This window comes from Roseovarius sp. MMSF_3359 (genome assembly GCF_030733385.1).
GTDB lineage: Bacteria > Pseudomonadota > Alphaproteobacteria > Rhodobacterales > Rhodobacteraceae > Roseovarius.
In genome coordinates this window covers 1-14,239 of the sequence record NZ_JASHJC010000010.1, presented here as the reverse complement: position 1 = coordinate 14,239, position 14,239 = coordinate 1, and the positions used below count along the sequence as shown (strand labels likewise).

The window sequence follows — 14,239 nt, the reverse complement described above, 5'->3', positions numbered from 1 at the left end:
ATGGCACATAAGAAAGCAGGCGGTTCATCCCGTAACGGCCGCGACTCAGCCGGTCGCCGCCTTGGTGTAAAGAAATACGGTGGCGAAGCTGTCATCCCCGGAAACATCATCGCGCGCCAGCGCGGCAACAAGTTTTGGCCGGGTGAAGGCGTGGGCCAGGGCAAGGATCACACCATCTTTGCAACTGTCGAAGGCGCCGTGAAATTCCACAAGGGTCTCAAGGGCCGTACCTTTATTTCGGTCCTGCCAGTGGCGGAGGCCGCCGAATAAGCCGACCGAAAGGGTTTTGACAAATTCAGGGGATCGGCGATACCGCCGGTCCCTTTTTCGTTTTGCAGGAAAGCAACCGAGATGAGCGTTGCCGTCATCAGTTTGGTCGTCTTCGGGGCCAGCCAGATCGGAACACCGGGCCCTGCCAATATGGCGCTCTTGGTCACGGGCGCACGGTTCGGGTTCCGGGCGGCCTTGCCATTCGTGGCCGGTGTCGTCGTGAGCAAGCAGCTTGTGATCTGGCCCGTCGGGTTTGGCTTGATGGAGCTTGCAGAACAGGCCCCGGGCATCTTTGCCGCGCTCAAATGGGCGTCGGCGGCCTATATCTGCTGGCTTGCGTGGAAGGTGGCCAACATGCGCCTTGAGGCCGGGCGCAGTGTCGCGAAGGCGCCGGGATTTGCCGCCGGATTACTCGTGCATCCGCTCAACCCCAAGGCCTGGGCGATGATCGTCGCGGGATTTACCAATTTCGTGAGCCCAGGCACCCCGGCCTTGCAGGCGACGCTTGCGGTGGCCATCTCATTCTTGGCATTGCAGGTCGTTCTGCACCCGATCTGGTCCTATGGAGGAGACCGGATCGCGCAGACCGTCGCCGGGAAACCGGCCGAGAAATACTTGATGTGGGCACTGGCGGGACTGACCGTCGCCTCGGTGCTGTTTGTACTGTTCGGAGGAGAGAGCAGATGAAACTTGATACGATTGTAAATCAGCCGGTGATCGAAACGGTCCATTTTGACCTGCGTCCGTTGCGGGCGTCCGACGCGGGGCTGATCGCGATGAACGCAGGCGATGCGCGCGTGGCGATGAACACCACGTCAATCCCGCATCCGCTGCCGCCGGGTCTGACCGAAGCGATGATTGCGCGCGCCATGGCCGAGGACCGGATCGAGGATTTCTGGGCCATGGATGGCAGTAAATCGGGCCGTGACGAGGTGATGGGCCTCATCAGTCTCACGCGCCTCGACCGCAACCAATCCGAGGTCGGCTATTGGGTGGCGCCCGCCTATTGGAACACCGGTGTGGCCTCTGCCGCGGTATCGTCGCTGGTGGCCGCGAACCCGCAGGACTGCGCCAACATCTTCGCCAGCGTGTTCCAGGACAACGCGGCTTCCGCCCGGGTCCTGACCAATTGCGGGTTCCAATACCTGGGCGATGCCGAAAGCTATGCGGTCGCGCGCGGCACCACGGTGCCCACCTGGACCTACAGCCGGCGGTTTGAATGAGATGGAGAGTGGGGGCGAGATCCTGCGGACTGAACGTCTGCTGCTGCGGCCCGTGACGGTCGCGGATGCGGGCGATATGCAGGTCATGGTGGGCGACTTTGACGTTGTGCGTCACACCGGGACATGGCCCTGGCCCGCCGATCCCGCCTTTACCGAAAAACGCTGCGCCGTCGGGTTTGGGGATAAGGGCGGCTGGCTCGTTGCTCTTGCTGGATCGGATTTGATTGGCACGGTGGGTGTCGGCCCGGACGGCGATTTCGGCTACATGCTGCCACAAGCGCAGTGGGGCCGGGGGTATGCCACCGAAATGGGTCGCGCCGTGGTCGATCATGCCTTTACCACGGGCAGGTGGCCGGGCCTCAAAGCCTGTGTTTTCGAGGACAATCCAGCCTCGGCACATGTTCTGACGAAGCTCGGCTTTGCCGAGGGCGCCGCCTGCACAGGCTTTTGCGCCTCCCGCAACGGCGATTTTCCGATCCGCACCTTCACGCTCGATGCCCCGCAGGCTTGAGCGCCGCCAGTTTTCCCTCTATCGCAATGACGGACGCCACAAAGGACCGTGACCCATGAAATTTCTCGATCTAGCGAAGGTCTATATCCGGTCCGGTGCGGGCGGCGGCGGCTGCGTGAGCTTCCGGCGCGAGAAATACATCGAATATGGCGGCCCCGATGGTGGCGATGGCGGCAAGGGCGGTTCGGTCTGGATCGAGGTGGTCGATGGGCTGAACACGCTGATTGATTTCCGATATCAGCAGCATTTCTTTGCCAAGAACGGTCAACCCGGCATGGGCAAGCAGCGCACCGGCAAGGATGGCGATGATATCGTGTTGCGCGCGCCCGTTGGCACCGAAGTGCTGGACGAGGATCAGGAGACGGTGATTGCCGACCTGACCGAGGTGGGTCAGCGGGTCGAACTGGCGCGCGGCGGCAATGGCGGCTTTGGCAACCTGCATTTCAAATCCTCGACCAATCAGGCCCCGCGTCGCGCCAATCCGGGGCAGGAGGGGGTCGAACGCACGATCTGGCTCCGGCTCAAGCTGATTGCCGATGTGGGGCTTCTGGGCCTGCCCAATGCGGGCAAATCCACTTTCCTCGCGGCTACATCCAATGCGCGGCCCAAGATCGCGGATTATCCGTTTACCACGCTGCATCCCAATCTCGGGGTGGTGGGCGTTGACAACGTGGAGTTCGTCGTGGCGGATATCCCGGGCCTGATCGACGGCGCGTCCGAGGGTAGGGGGCTGGGAGATCTCTTCCTTGGTCACGTCGAACGCTGCTCGGTCCTCTTGCACCTCGTCGATGGCACCTCAGAGACCGTGGCCGAGGATTACGCGACGATCATCCACGAGATCGAAGCCTATGGCGATGTGCTGGCCAACAAGCCGCGCGTGACCGTGCTGAACAAGATCGACGCCTTGAGCGACGAAGAGCGTGCCGAACGGGTTGCCGACTTGGAAAAGGCGTCCGGCGGGCCGGTCATGACCATGTCCGGCGTGGCCCGTGACGGGGTAACAGAGGTTCTGCGCGCCCTTCGCGGTCAGATCGACGAAGGCAAACTGCGTATGAAACCCGAAGAGACGGATGTCGAGCCGTGGCAACCCTGAAGGACGCCAAACGCCTGGTCATCAAGATCGGCTCCGCCCTGCTGGTCGACCGCAACAGCGGTGATTTGCGCGCCGATTGGCTGGCGGCACTTGCTGCTGATGTGGCACGCCTCAGAGCGCGTGGGACGGATGTGTTGCTGGTCTCCTCCGGCTCGATTGCCATGGGCCGCAACGCGCTTGAATTACCGGCAACAGAATTGTCGCTGGAGCAATCGCAAGCTGCCGCCGCCGTCGGGCAGATCAAGCTCGCCGGTGCCTATGACCGCGCCCTTAGTGAACACGGGCTAAAGGCAGCGCAGGTGCTTGTCACGCTGGAAGATAGTGCGGACAGGCGACGCTACCTCAATTCCCGCGCCACGCTGGAGCAGCTCCTGAAACTGGGCGTCATTCCGATCGTCAATGAAAACGACACCGTCGCCACGGACGAAATCCGCTATGGCGACAATGACCGGATGGCGGCGCAGGTGGCGGTCACCGCCGGGGCGGATCAGCTTATCCTGTTGAGTGACGTGGACGGGTTTTATTCTGCCAACCCGGCGCAGGACCCATCAGCGCGGCGGTTTGACCTGATCGAGGCAATCACGCCCGAGATCGAGGCGATGGCCGGAGATGCCGGATCGGGGCTGAGCAAGGGCGGGATGAAAACCAAGCTGATGGCCGCCAAGACCGCCACGGCGGCGGGGTGCGATATGGTCATCACCGAAGGGTCGGTACTGCACCCGGTACAGGCGCTTGAAAACGGGGCCGCCTGCACCTGGTTCCTGGCCCAGGGCGATCCGCAGCAGAAACGCAAGGCCTGGATTGCCGCGATGAAACCGCGGGGCTGCGTGACGGTCGATGCGGGCGCCGCAGGGGCGTTGCGCAAGGGCAGCAGCCTGCTTGCCGCCGGTGTGACCGCCGTGTCAGGGCCATTTGGCCGTGGCGATGCGGTTGAGATACGCGATAGCGAAGGTCACGGGCTGGGGCAGGGGCTGACCCGCTATGACGCCGCAGATGCGCTCAAGATCAAGGGGTTACGCAGTCAGGATATCGAGGATGTTCTGGGCTACCCGGGCCGCGGACCGCTGATCCACCGCGACGATATGGCGTTCTGATGCCGCTTGATGATAGAGTGACCCGCAACATGATCCGAGGACATGGCCGATGAAAGATCTTGAGAACATCCCCGCGCTGATGGCCGATCTCGGCGCCCGCGCCAAATCCGCCGCTGCTGCGCTGGCCACGGCCAGTGCCGAGAGCAAGCAAGCCGCGCTTGAGGCTGCCGCCGATGCTGTCTGGGCGCGCCGGGGCGAGATCATTGCCGCCAATGAAAAAGATCTGGATTATGGCCGCGACAAGGGTCTTTCGGATGCGATGATGGACCGGCTGATGCTGGATGAGGCGCGGATCCAGGGGATCGTTGACGGCCTGCGGGCCGTGGCGGCGCAGGATGATCCGGTGGGGGAGGTTCTGGCCGAATGGGACATGGATACCGGTCTGCACATCCGGCGGGTACGCACACCCCTGGGCGTGATCGGAGTGATCTATGAAAGCCGCCCGAACGTCACCGCCGATGCGGGCGCGCTTTGCCTCAAATCCGGCAATGCGGTGATCCTGCGCGGCGGGTCCGAGAGCTTCCATTCCTCCGGTGCGATCCATGCCTGCCTGGTTGAGGGCCTGGAAAAGGCCGGGTTGCCTGCTGATGCGGTCCAACTTGTCCCGACCCGCGATCGTGCCGCGGTGCAGGAGTTGCTGACCATGACCGACACGGTTGATGTGATCGTACCGCGCGGCGGCAAGGGGCTTGTCGGGTTGGTCCAGCGGGAAGCACGGGTGCCGGTCTTTGCCCATCTCGAAGGCATCGTGCATATCTATCTCGACGCCGAAGCCGACCCCGAAAAGGCGCTCAAAGTCGTGATGAATGCCAAGACCCGTCGGACGGGTATCTGCGGCGCTGCGGAGTGCCTTTTGATTCATCGCGACCTGGTCAGCACCATTGGCCAGGGGGTTGTGCGCGCGCTTCTCGACGCGGGTGTGGAGGTTCGTGGAGATGAAACACTTCAATCAATTGAAAGCGTTACGGCGGCAAGCTCATCCGACTGGGGTGCGGAATTCCTTGACATGATTATCGCCGCGAGGGTGGTCGCGAACCTGGATGAGGCGGTTGACCATATCCGCCGCTACGGCTCGAACCACACCGACTGCATCGTGACCGAAGACGACGAGGCCGCAGCGCAGTTCTTTGCCCGGCTCGATAGCGCGATCCTGATGCGCAATGCCTCGACGCAGTTTGCTGATGGTGGTGAGTTCGGCATGGGCGCCGAGATTGGCATTGCGACGGGCAAGATGCACGCCCGGGGTCCGGTTGGCGCGGCACAGCTCACCAGCTTCAAATACCTTGTCGACGGGGATGGGACGGTGCGGGCCTAGAAGGACAGGCGCACGTCATTGTCTGACGCAGCGATGGCGCAAGACCGGTCCATCGCGGCGAGCAACACGCTCAGCAAAAGGTACTGCACGTCCGCAGGCGCCAGATCCTCCAGCGGGGCGAGGCCGCGAAGCCCGTCCCACAGCGGCTCGCGGGTCTTGATCCGGTCCGACGTGCCCGTCACCGCCCAGGTCTCGTTATTTGACGTGATGTCGATCTGCCCACCGAAGGGCAGGGATTGTTCCACGCAAAGAACCGCAAGGACAACCGCCTTGGCAGTCTTTCGCGGCACATCGTCCTGCGGGTGGAAGGTGACTTCCAACCGGCCATCAGAATAGTGATCCCTGAATATCCGCCTGAGTTCGTCATTCCCGGTCGTCTGTCCGTCGCTTGCGGTGCCAAAGGCCAACCGGAAAAGGCGAATCCGCGCGCTTGCATCGGCGGCGGAACTGTTGACCAGCGACAGTTCCGGGCTGTCCCCCACACCGGACATCGCCAGCAATTCAAGCCCGTTGGTGACCGCGCCCACCGGGCTTATCAGGTCGTGGCAGATACGGGAGCCTATCAGCGCGGCAACATTCGCGGTATCGTGGGTCAAAGGGGATACTCCAGGGGTAGTCAGGGGATGTCGGAACTTAACGCATTACTGGAACCCGGCATGTTGGTGTCGCATCCGGACCAGCCCGATTGGGGAACGGGACAGGTGCAATCGAACATCGCCGGAAAGGTCACGGTGAATTTCCCGAACGCCGGGAAAGTCGTCATTGATGGACGGCGCGTTTCACTCATACCGGTCTTTAATCCCCCAACAGAGTTACCAGAAGGTTAACACACGCATAGGGAGAGTTCTAGCTAACCTTTTGGGGAGTGATTGCCTTTGCCGGAGGGCTTTCATAAAAGTCTGGGGAAGGGGAAGAGCCGGGATGAACATGCGTCAAGAGACGACAGGATTTCAGGTGAAATTGGCCAGCACCGATGCCGAGCTCCAGGCGGCTCAGGCGTTGCGATACCGCGTTTTTGTCGAGGAGTTGGGCGGGGATGGCCCCCTGGTCGATCACGACGCCCGGCTGGAGCGGGACCGGTTTGATCCGCATTACGACCACCTGCTGCTGATCGACCATGCACGGGACGGCACGGTTGTTGGGGTCTATCGCCTTTTGCGGGACGATCAGGCCGCGGCGGCCGGTCAGTTCTATTCCGAAGGTGAATATGACCTTTCGGTGCTGAAGGCATCGGGACGCAAGCTGATGGAGCTTGGCCGTTCATGCCTCGATGCGGAGTATCGCGGCGGGACGGCGATGTACCACCTCTGGAACGGTCTTGCGCAATACGTTGCGGAACATGAAATCGATATACTCTTCGGTGTGGCGAGTTTCCATGGCGTCGATCCCGATGCCCTGGCGCAGCCGCTTTCGCTTTTGCATCACCGGCATCTGGCCCCGGACGATTTGCGTGTTCGGGCCCGCGAGGACCATTACCAAAGGCTCGACCTTCTTCCCGCCGACAGGCTCGACCGGCGCGCGGCCATGTTGCAGGTCCCTGCGCTCATCAAGGCTTATCTGCGCCTTGGGGGGTATGTGGGCGATGGCGCCTATGTGGATCACGCATTTAACACCACGGATGTGTGCCTGATCCTCGACACCTCGAAGCTCAACGAGAAACAAAAAAACATTTATTCAAAAGGGGTTGTCGGGTGAGTTCAACCTGGAACCCCGACGAGGAATTGCCCCTGCCGCCCATCACGCCCGCCGGGTGGTTGCGGGTGCTGGTGCGTGGGGTCGCCATGGTGCTGATCCTCGTGGCGGGCGTGACGGTCGCTCTTTTCCTGCGGCTGATCGAAATACCGTTCTGCAAACAGAACCGACCACTGAGCCCCCATATCACCCAATGGGTCGCCCGCGCCTGGTTTCTGATCCTGGGTATGCGCCATGAAACGTCGGGCGCGCGGATGAAGATGCCCGGTGCGGTGGTGGCAAACCATGCCTCCTGGCTGGATATTTTCACACTGAACGCCCGCAAGCGGATCTATTTCGTCTCGAAATCCGACGTGGCGGGATGGCCGGTGATTGGCTTTCTCGCGCGTCTGGTCGGGACGGTTTTCATCGCGCGCGATCCCAAACAGGCGCGGGCGCAAACCGAGTTATTCGAACAACGGCTGTTATCAGGTCATAAACTGCTCTTTTTTCCCGAAGGAACGTCAACGGACGGGATGCGGGTTTTGCGTTTTAAATCAACGCTTTTTCAGGCACTTTTCAGCCCTCAACTGCGTGACACGCTTTACGTGCAGCCGGTCACGGTGATCTATCATGCGCCGCAAGGACAAGACCCGAGGTTCTACGGCTGGTGGGGGCACATGGCCTTTGGGCCGCACCTGCTGCATGTGCTGGCCGCCGCAAAACACGGATCGGTCCGCGTGATCTATCATGACCCGGTGCCGGTCCGCGATTTCGACGGGCGCAAGGCATTGGCCGCCCATGCGGAGGCGGCCGTGCGCGGCGGGATGCCCCCGGAACGTCGAGACCTCTGACCCCTTCTTTTCCCGGCATGGCGGCTTGTTTTGCGACGGAGCACATGCGAGGATCAATTTGCCTTTCAGAAGGCAACCGATCCGCGGGAAGGGCCAAGCCCGTCTGAAACGAAGATCAGATACCTCTCACACCTCTTTTCAGGTCCGAGGGCGCGGATACCGGACGAGATGAAAGGAGGTCGATCATGGCGATCACCCCACTTCCCGCAAATGCAAACCTCGAAAACCTCAGGAAACGCGCGAAATCGCTGCTGAAGCAGGTGCGCAATGACGACGCATCGGCGCTGGCACAGGTCGGCCCGTATTTCGGCGACCCGAAGACCATCGGCCTGCAGCAGGCGCAGCTGGTGATCGCGCGCAGCCATGGGTTTTCAAGCTGGACCAAGCTCAAACGCCATGTGGAGGGCATGAGCGACGAGGGCGGGGATCAGATGGCCAACCAGTTTCTGGACCTGGTGACCGTTGCCTATGGACCGGTGCCGGACTTCGGGCCGAAGCGGTTCCAGCAGGCAAGCGCGTTACTGGACGCCCATCCTGGAATTGCGACGGACAGCATCTATACCGCCGCCGCGATCGGTGACGTCGAGGGTGTCGAAGCCTGGCTTGATCGCGATCCCGACCTCGTCAATCGCAAGGGCGGCTTTTTCGGGTGGGAGCCGTTGATGTATGCCACCTACGCACGCCTTCCGGGCCGCTCGACGCTGGCGGCGGGCCGGCGCCTTCTGGAGCGCGGGGCCGATCCGAATGCCTTTTACATGTGGGGCGGGCAGTATCGGTTCACCGCGCTGACCGGCGTCTTTGGTCAGGGTGAGGGCGGGCCGGTCAATCAGCCGGAGCATCCGGACTTTGTCGCCTTCGCCCGGGCGCTTCTGGATCACGGCGCCAATCCGAACGATAGCCAGGCCTGTTATAACCGCTGCTTTGAGCCCGATAACACCTATCTTGAACTCCTTTTAGAGTATGGCCTCAGCATCGAAGACAAGAACAACTGGCTTGTGGAAGACGGGGACACGCTGATCCCCCATCCCAGCGAAACGCTGCATTTCCAGCTTATCCAGGCGATCAAAAGCGGGTATTCGGATCGCGTTCGCCTGTTGATCGATCACGGCGTCGATCTGCGTAAACCGGACGATACCTACGAGACCCGTACCGAGGGCAAGCTGCCGCATGAGGTGGCGCAGTTGATGGGCGAGGTGGAGATCGCCCGAATGCTGCGGGACGCAGGCGCGCCCACTGTGGTGCTAGGACCCGAAGAGGCGTTGCAGGTGGCCTGCATGGCCGGGGACGTGGCGCAGGCGCGGGATCTGCTTGAGGAAAACCCATCGCTGCTCAGCGACCAACTCACCGCCGATATGCTCCGTGACGCCGTGCGGCGCGGCAATCGCGCGGCGCTGCGGGCCATGCTGGACCTCGGGGTCAATGTGAACGCGTTGCACGGCACCACGGCCCTGCATGAGGCGGCGCTGACCGGGGATGTGGCGTTGGCGCAAATGCTGCTGGACGCCGGGGCCAACCCGACGATCCGGGACATGAACTACCATGCGACGCCGATGGGGTATGCCCTGCACTCGGAAGATGCCGACATGATCGCTTTGTTCGACGGCCTCGAGATGGATATCTTTACCGCGGCGGTACGGGGAAATCTGGAGCAGATCAGGGCGCGCTTGACCGAAGATCCGGCGCGCATTCACCTGAGATTTGGTGAGATCCTTCCGGCCAAGGAAAAACCTGAAAACGCCTGGATGACGCCGCTTCTATTCGCCGTGGGAGCTGACCATGCCGATGCGGTGCGCTTGTTTCTGGAGCGGGGGGCAGATCTTGATGCTGGCGATGGCGCGGGGCAGACGGTTATGTTGATGGCCGAAGAACACGCCAGCGCCGATATCCTGGCAATCTTGCAGCGGTGGCGGCGCGTGCCCTAGACCATCGCGTCCACAAGCTGCGTCAACGCGGCCTGAGGGTCATCGCTGCGCCAGATTTCGTCGCCAATGCCGAAGAAGTCGGTAACCGGCACCAGCGCGCGCACAAGTTCTGCGTCCAGGTGACCTTCGGCAACCACCGGCAGTTCGATCATCTGCGACCACCATTCAAAAAGCCCGTGATCGGCCCGGGAGCCGTCCCCCAGTCCCGAGGCACCGAGGGGCCCGAAACTGATGTAATCAGCCCCGGATTCGCCCGCATTCATCCCCTCGTGACGTGAGGTGCCGCAGAAGCTGCCGACAATCGCATCGGCGCCCAATTCCTTGCGCGCGGCGCGGACCGAACGGGCGCCATCGGTGAGGTGAACACCATCGAGGCCAAGCCGTTCGACCAACATCAGATGCGTGTCGATCACCAGGGCCACGTCGCGGGCATGGGTGACCTCGCGGCAGGCATCGGCGGCACGCGCGATGCGGTCTTCGTCATGGCTGCCGAGAGCAAGGCGGACGCAGGCAACCTCCTGGGCATCGAGCACCTTGGCGAGTTGATCGGGAAAACGGCTGAGTTCGAACTCGGACGGGGTGATGAGGTAAAGCTGCGGCTGCTCGGCTTCGGCCATTTCGGGCGCTCCTGCATAGGATTTTCGCCGCTATAGCGTGGAATGGCTTGCGGGTCTATCCGCCTCCGAAGATTTGAGTATTTTTGGCCAGATGAGAAGGCAGGCGGGGTTTTCCCGGGCGTGTCTTTGGCCTATGAGGCGGTCAGGAGAACGGAGCCAATAGTCATGCCGACAGAACAACCGCAACCCGCCTTCGTGCTGGTCCGGCCGCAGATGGGCGAAAACATCGGGGCAGCGGCGCGGGCGATGTGGAATTTCGGCTTGGACCGGATGCGGATCGTGGCGCCGCGCGACGGCTGGCCTAATCCGAGCGCCGTGGCCATGGCCAGTGGTGCGGGGCGTTTGCTTGATGAGGCGATGCTTTGCGATGACGTCCCCGGTGCGCTGACGGATTGTCATTTCGTGATGGCGACGACAGCGCGGGCGCGGGGCCTGACCAAGCCGGTGCTGAGCCCCGAACGGGCCATGGAAGTTGCCGCCAAAAAGATCGCCGCCGGGGAAAAGGTGGCCGTGCTTTTTGGGCCAGAACGCGCCGGTCTTGAGAACGACGATATCGCCCGCGCCAATGCGATCATCAATGTGCCCGTGAACCCGGAATTTGCCTCGCTCAACCTGGCGCAATGTGTGCTGTTGACCGCTTACGAGTGGCGACGCGCGCGAGGTGTGGTGACGCCCGAGCGGGTGGACATGGCCAAAACCGACTGGGCCGAGCAGATCGAGGTCGAAAAGCTGGCCGCGCATTACGAAGAGCGGTTGGGAGAGGCCGGGTTTTTCTTCCCCGAGGCCAAAGCGGAGGGGATGAAAATCAACCTGCGCAACATGTGGAGCCGGATGCCATTGACGCGCGCGGATGTGCAGATGTTGCACGGTGTGCTGCGGCAGATGGTCCGCTGGAAAGATCGGTGAACGGCGGAACTTGAAGGGGGGGCAGGGGCGCACTAGGCTCTGCCCCGAAGATGGGGGACCAGGCCATGAGCGGCAAGCGCAGTATTTTCGAAGAAGTCGGCGACGAGGCACCGCGGGAGACGCCCAAGACCGGGATGATCGACCAGGGGCGCGGCGGCGCGCGCGGGGCGATCCGCGGCTGGCTCATGGTGCTTTTCGCGCTGGTGGTGGTGATGATTGCCGTGGGTGGTTTGACCCGCCTGACCGATAGCGGGCTGAGCATCACCGAGTGGAAGCCGATCACCGGGGCGCTGCCGCCGATGAGTGCCGCCGATTGGGATGCGGAGTTTGCCAAGTACAAGGAAATTCCGGAATTCCAGGTGCAGAATAGCTGGATGGAACTCGCCGATTTCAAGCGCATCTACTGGTGGGAATGGGGCCATCGGCAGCTTGGGCGGGTGATCGGCCTCGTTTGGGCAGTGGGCTTCCTGTTTTTCCTCGCGACCCGCAAGATTCCGACCGGCTGGACCGGGCGGCTTTTGATGCTGGGCGGTCTGGGCGGCCTGCAGGGCGCGATCGGCTGGTGGATGGTGGCATCGGGTCTGGGCCACGGCATGACGGATGTGGCAAGCTACCGGCTGGCCACGCATCTTGGCCTTGCCTTTGTCATCCTGGGCTTCATTGCCTGGTATGTCATGCTCCTGGGCCGGGAGGAACGCGAACTGATGCAGGCCCGGCGCGGCAAGGAGGCCAAGCTCTTTGGCCTTTCGACCGGCTGGCTTCATTTCACCGCCCTGCAGATCCTCATCGGGGCGCTTGTGGCCGGGATCGACGCCGGGCGCAGCTATACCGACTGGCCGTTGATGGGCGGGCAGGTGATCCCGGCGACGATCTGGTTGCCTGATCTTGGCTGGCGGAATTTCTTCGAAAATCCCGGGCTGGTGCAGTTCATCCACCGTCTTACCGGCTACCTGCTGCTTGCCTTCTCGGTCGTGGTGTTTCTGCGCGGTCGGCGCAGCGCCAATGGGGCGACCCGCGTGGCCTTCAAGGCGGCCTTCATTGCGCTTCTGGCGCAGATCGTCATGGGCGTGATGACCGTCCTTTATGGCGCGCCTTGGCAGGTGGCCATCGTGCATCAATTGCTGGCGGTGGCGCTTTGGGTTCTGATCCTGCGCGCCCGCTTCCTGAGCCTCTATCCGCAGGCACAATCCATCCGGGGGAACTGACGTGAGCGCATATGAAGAGCTGATGGCGTTTCAACGCGATACCGAAGCCTTGTCGCAGGTCGCCGGTCGTCTTGGTTGGGATCAGGAAACCATGATGCCCCGAGGTGCGGCGGCACAGCGGGCCGAGGAAAGTGGCGCGCTGCAGGCAGTGATCCATGCCCGCTGGACCGATCCACGGTTGGGTGACTGGCTGGCCACCGCCGAGGCCACGGACCAGGCTTGCGCCGCGCAGCTGCGCCTGATCCGGCGCGGATATGAGCGCACCCGGCGCGTGCCAGCGGCGCTGGCCACGGCATTGGCGAAACTGACCAGCCGGGCGCAGGGGGAATGGGCCGCCGCACGCGAGGCCGATGATTTTGCGGCCTTCGCGCCGGTTCTGGAAGAGGTCGTGCGGCTTAAGCGCGAAGAAGGCGCGGCGCTCGCCGATGGTGGGGATGTCTACGACGCGCTGATGGAAGATTATGAACCCGGTGCGACCGGGGCGGACGTTCAGGCCATGTTCGACGAGATGCGCCCGCGGCTGGTGGCACTCCGGCAGCAGGCCCTGGCCCATCCCGAACGTGCGCCTGTCAGCGGCGATTACGACCCGCAGCAACAGATGAAACTGGCCCGCGAACTGGCACGGATCTTTGGCTATGACATGGCGCGGGGGCGTTTGGACAAGGCGGTGCATCCGTTCAGTTCGGGCAGTGGCGATGATGTGCGCATCACCACCCGCACAAGCGTCGAAGATCCTTTCAACTGCCTCTATTCCACGATCCATGAAGTGGGGCACGCGTGTTACGAGCAGCGCATCGACCCTGCCTATGCGTTGAGTCCAGTGGGGCAGGGCGTGTCGATGGGGGTGCATGAGAGCCAAAGCCGGATTTACGAGAACCAGCTTGGGCGCAGCCGGGCCTTCTGCGGCTGGCTTTTTGGTCAGATGCGGGAGCGGTTTGGCGATATGGGCGTGGCCGATGCGGACGCGTTCTATGCCACGGTCAACCGCGTCTATCGTGGCTTCATCCGCACGGAATCCGACGAGGTGCAGTATAACCTGCATATCATGCTTCGGTTCGATCTCGAACGCGCGCTGATCTCGGGGGATTTGGCGGTGGGCGATCTGGAGGCGGCGTGGAACGACCGTTTTGCCGCCGATTTCGGGTATGCGGTTGAAAGGGCGTCAGATGGGTGTTTGCAGGATGTGCACTGGTCCGTCGGCTTGTTTGGCTATTTCCCGACCTACAGCCTTGGCAATGTTTATGCAGGTTGTCTGCATGCGACGCTCCGCAAGGCGGTTCCGGATCTGGACGCACAGCTCGCTGCAGGTGATCTTGGGGCGGCAACAACTTGGCTCGGCAATAATGTCCAGCAGTATGGCGGGCTCTTCGAGCCTCGTGAACTCATCACCCGTGCCTGCGGCGCCGAACCGACTGCCGTCCCGCTGATGAGCTATCTCGAAGAAAAGTTCGGAACGCTTTACTCAGATGTCTAGTATCGTTCGCAAGGTCAGCTTTTAGCCTAATTTGGACGCTCAATTTCGAGCCCCGCGCGGAATCAAGGCGCGTAGCGCCGCCGC

Annotated in this window: 16 protein-coding genes; 14 read left to right on the top strand and 2 right to left on the bottom strand. The window is 62.3% G+C overall.

Annotated elements, in window-relative coordinates; all coding sequences use genetic code 11:
• The 7 genes from rpmA (at nt 1) to RBB29_RS14665 (ending at nt 5,506) form a co-directional block, all read left to right on the top strand.
• Nucleotides 1–270, top strand: a complete 270-nt coding sequence (gene rpmA / locus RBB29_RS14695; protein WP_306114429.1) for a 50S ribosomal protein L27 — start codon at nt 1–3, stop codon at nt 268–270.
• An 81-nt stretch (nt 271–351) separates the two neighbouring features.
• Nucleotides 352–957: a LysE family translocator gene (locus RBB29_RS14690; protein ID WP_306114428.1), complete on the top strand. Its 606-nt coding sequence runs from the start codon at nt 352–354 to the stop codon at nt 955–957.
• Nucleotides 954–1,493 (top strand): GNAT family N-acetyltransferase, encoded by a 540-nt coding sequence (locus RBB29_RS14685; RefSeq protein ID WP_306114427.1) that lies wholly within the window; start codon nt 954–956, stop codon nt 1,491–1,493. The genes RBB29_RS14690 and RBB29_RS14685 overlap by 4 nt, the downstream gene beginning before the upstream one ends.
• 1 nt (nt 1,494) lies before the next feature.
• A complete protein-coding gene (locus tag RBB29_RS14680) occupies nt 1,495–2,004 on the top strand; it encodes a GNAT family N-acetyltransferase (RefSeq protein WP_306114426.1) in 510 nt (169 codons plus the stop codon).
• Nucleotides 2,005–2,059: 55 nt separating this feature from the next.
• A complete protein-coding gene (gene obgE, locus RBB29_RS14675) occupies nt 2,060–3,097 on the top strand; it encodes a GTPase ObgE (protein WP_306114425.1) in 1,038 nt (345 codons plus the stop codon).
• The gene (gene proB / locus RBB29_RS14670; RefSeq protein ID WP_306114424.1) at nt 3,085–4,191 is read left to right on the top strand and encodes a glutamate 5-kinase; all 1,107 of its coding nucleotides are present in this window, start codon (nt 3,085–3,087) and stop codon (nt 4,189–4,191) included. The genes obgE and proB overlap by 13 nt, the downstream gene beginning before the upstream one ends.
• A 49-nt stretch (nt 4,192–4,240) precedes the next feature.
• Nucleotides 4,241–5,506, top strand: coding sequence for a glutamate-5-semialdehyde dehydrogenase (locus RBB29_RS14665; protein ID WP_306114423.1), 1,266 nt, complete (start codon nt 4,241–4,243; stop codon nt 5,504–5,506).
• Here RBB29_RS14665 and RBB29_RS14660 read toward each other — a convergent pair.
• Nucleotides 5,503–6,102 (bottom strand): histidine phosphotransferase family protein, encoded by a 600-nt coding sequence (locus RBB29_RS14660; RefSeq protein ID WP_306114422.1) that lies wholly within the window; start codon nt 6,100–6,102, stop codon nt 5,503–5,505. The genes RBB29_RS14665 and RBB29_RS14660 overlap by 4 nt on opposite strands.
• A 27-nt stretch (nt 6,103–6,129) precedes the next feature.
• On the opposite strand from RBB29_RS14660, the gene RBB29_RS14655 reads away from it, so the two are divergent.
• The 4 genes from RBB29_RS14655 to RBB29_RS14640 all read left to right on the top strand — a co-directional run bounded on the left by RBB29_RS14655 (nt 6,130) and on the right by RBB29_RS14640 (nt 9,953).
• Complete coding sequence (locus tag RBB29_RS14655) at nt 6,130–6,333, top strand: DUF3553 domain-containing protein (protein WP_306114421.1); 204 nt, start codon at nt 6,130–6,132, stop codon at nt 6,331–6,333.
• A 100-nt stretch (nt 6,334–6,433) separates the two neighbouring features.
• Nucleotides 6,434–7,201 carry a GNAT family N-acetyltransferase gene (locus tag RBB29_RS14650; RefSeq protein ID WP_306114556.1) on the top strand — a complete coding sequence of 256 codons (768 nt, stop codon included), beginning with the start codon at nt 6,434–6,436 and terminating at the stop codon, nt 7,199–7,201.
• Nucleotides 7,198–8,031, top strand: coding sequence for a 1-acyl-sn-glycerol-3-phosphate acyltransferase (locus tag RBB29_RS14645; protein ID WP_306114420.1), 834 nt, complete (start codon nt 7,198–7,200; stop codon nt 8,029–8,031). Before RBB29_RS14650 ends, RBB29_RS14645 begins: the two co-directional genes overlap by 4 nt.
• Before the next feature lie 185 nt (nt 8,032–8,216).
• A complete protein-coding gene (locus tag RBB29_RS14640) occupies nt 8,217–9,953 on the top strand; it encodes an ankyrin repeat domain-containing protein (protein ID WP_306114419.1) in 1,737 nt (578 codons plus the stop codon).
• On the opposite strand, the gene RBB29_RS14635 is transcribed toward RBB29_RS14640, so the two are convergent.
• On the bottom strand, nt 9,950–10,570 hold the full coding sequence (locus RBB29_RS14635; RefSeq protein ID WP_306114418.1) for a thiamine phosphate synthase: 621 nt from the start codon (nt 10,568–10,570) through the stop codon (nt 9,950–9,952). The genes RBB29_RS14640 and RBB29_RS14635 overlap by 4 nt on opposite strands.
• 165 nt (nt 10,571–10,735) lie before the next feature.
• Between RBB29_RS14635 and RBB29_RS14630 the strand changes: the two genes are divergently transcribed.
• The 3 genes from RBB29_RS14630 (at nt 10,736) to RBB29_RS14620 (ending at nt 14,155) form a co-directional block, all read left to right on the top strand.
• Nucleotides 10,736–11,476 carry an RNA methyltransferase gene (locus RBB29_RS14630; RefSeq protein ID WP_306114417.1) on the top strand — a complete coding sequence of 247 codons (741 nt, stop codon included), beginning with the start codon at nt 10,736–10,738 and terminating at the stop codon, nt 11,474–11,476.
• A 65-nt stretch (nt 11,477–11,541) separates the two neighbouring features.
• Nucleotides 11,542–12,681 carry a heme A synthase gene (ctaA, locus tag RBB29_RS14625; protein ID WP_306114416.1) on the top strand — a complete coding sequence of 380 codons (1,140 nt, stop codon included), beginning with the start codon at nt 11,542–11,544 and terminating at the stop codon, nt 12,679–12,681.
• A 1-nt stretch (nt 12,682) separates the two neighbouring features.
• Entirely contained in the window at nt 12,683–14,155 is a 1,473-nt protein-coding gene (locus tag RBB29_RS14620) for a carboxypeptidase M32 (protein WP_306114415.1), read from the top strand.
• Nucleotides 14,156–14,239: the final 84 nt, after the last annotated feature.

Bases quoted from the DNA above. Each gene is read 5' to 3' on its own strand.
- rpmA (WP_306114429.1), top strand. From the start codon at position 1: ATGGCACATAAGAAAGCAGGCGGTTCATCCCGTAACGGCCGCGACTCA.
- RBB29_RS14690 (WP_306114428.1), top strand. From the start codon at position 352: ATGAGCGTTGCCGTCATCAGTTTGGTCGTCTTCGGGGCCAGCCAGATC.
- RBB29_RS14630 (WP_306114417.1), top strand. From the start codon at position 10,736: ATGCCGACAGAACAACCGCAACCCGCCTTCGTGCTGGTCCGGCCGCAG.
- RBB29_RS14655 (WP_306114421.1), top strand. From the start codon at position 6,130: ATGTCGGAACTTAACGCATTACTGGAACCCGGCATGTTGGTGTCGCAT.
- ctaA (WP_306114416.1), top strand. From the start codon at position 11,542: ATGAGCGGCAAGCGCAGTATTTTCGAAGAAGTCGGCGACGAGGCACCG.
- RBB29_RS14680 (WP_306114426.1), top strand. From the start codon at position 1,495: ATGGAGAGTGGGGGCGAGATCCTGCGGACTGAACGTCTGCTGCTGCGG.
- RBB29_RS14665 (WP_306114423.1), top strand. From the start codon at position 4,241: ATGAAAGATCTTGAGAACATCCCCGCGCTGATGGCCGATCTCGGCGCC.
- RBB29_RS14640 (WP_306114419.1), top strand. From the start codon at position 8,217: ATGGCGATCACCCCACTTCCCGCAAATGCAAACCTCGAAAACCTCAGG.
- RBB29_RS14650 (WP_306114556.1), top strand. From the start codon at position 6,434: ATGCGTCAAGAGACGACAGGATTTCAGGTGAAATTGGCCAGCACCGAT.
- RBB29_RS14635 (WP_306114418.1), bottom strand. From the start codon at position 10,570: ATGGCCGAAGCCGAGCAGCCGCAGCTTTACCTCATCACCCCGTCCGAG.
- obgE (WP_306114425.1), top strand. From the start codon at position 2,060: ATGAAATTTCTCGATCTAGCGAAGGTCTATATCCGGTCCGGTGCGGGC.
- RBB29_RS14685 (WP_306114427.1), top strand. From the start codon at position 954: ATGAAACTTGATACGATTGTAAATCAGCCGGTGATCGAAACGGTCCAT.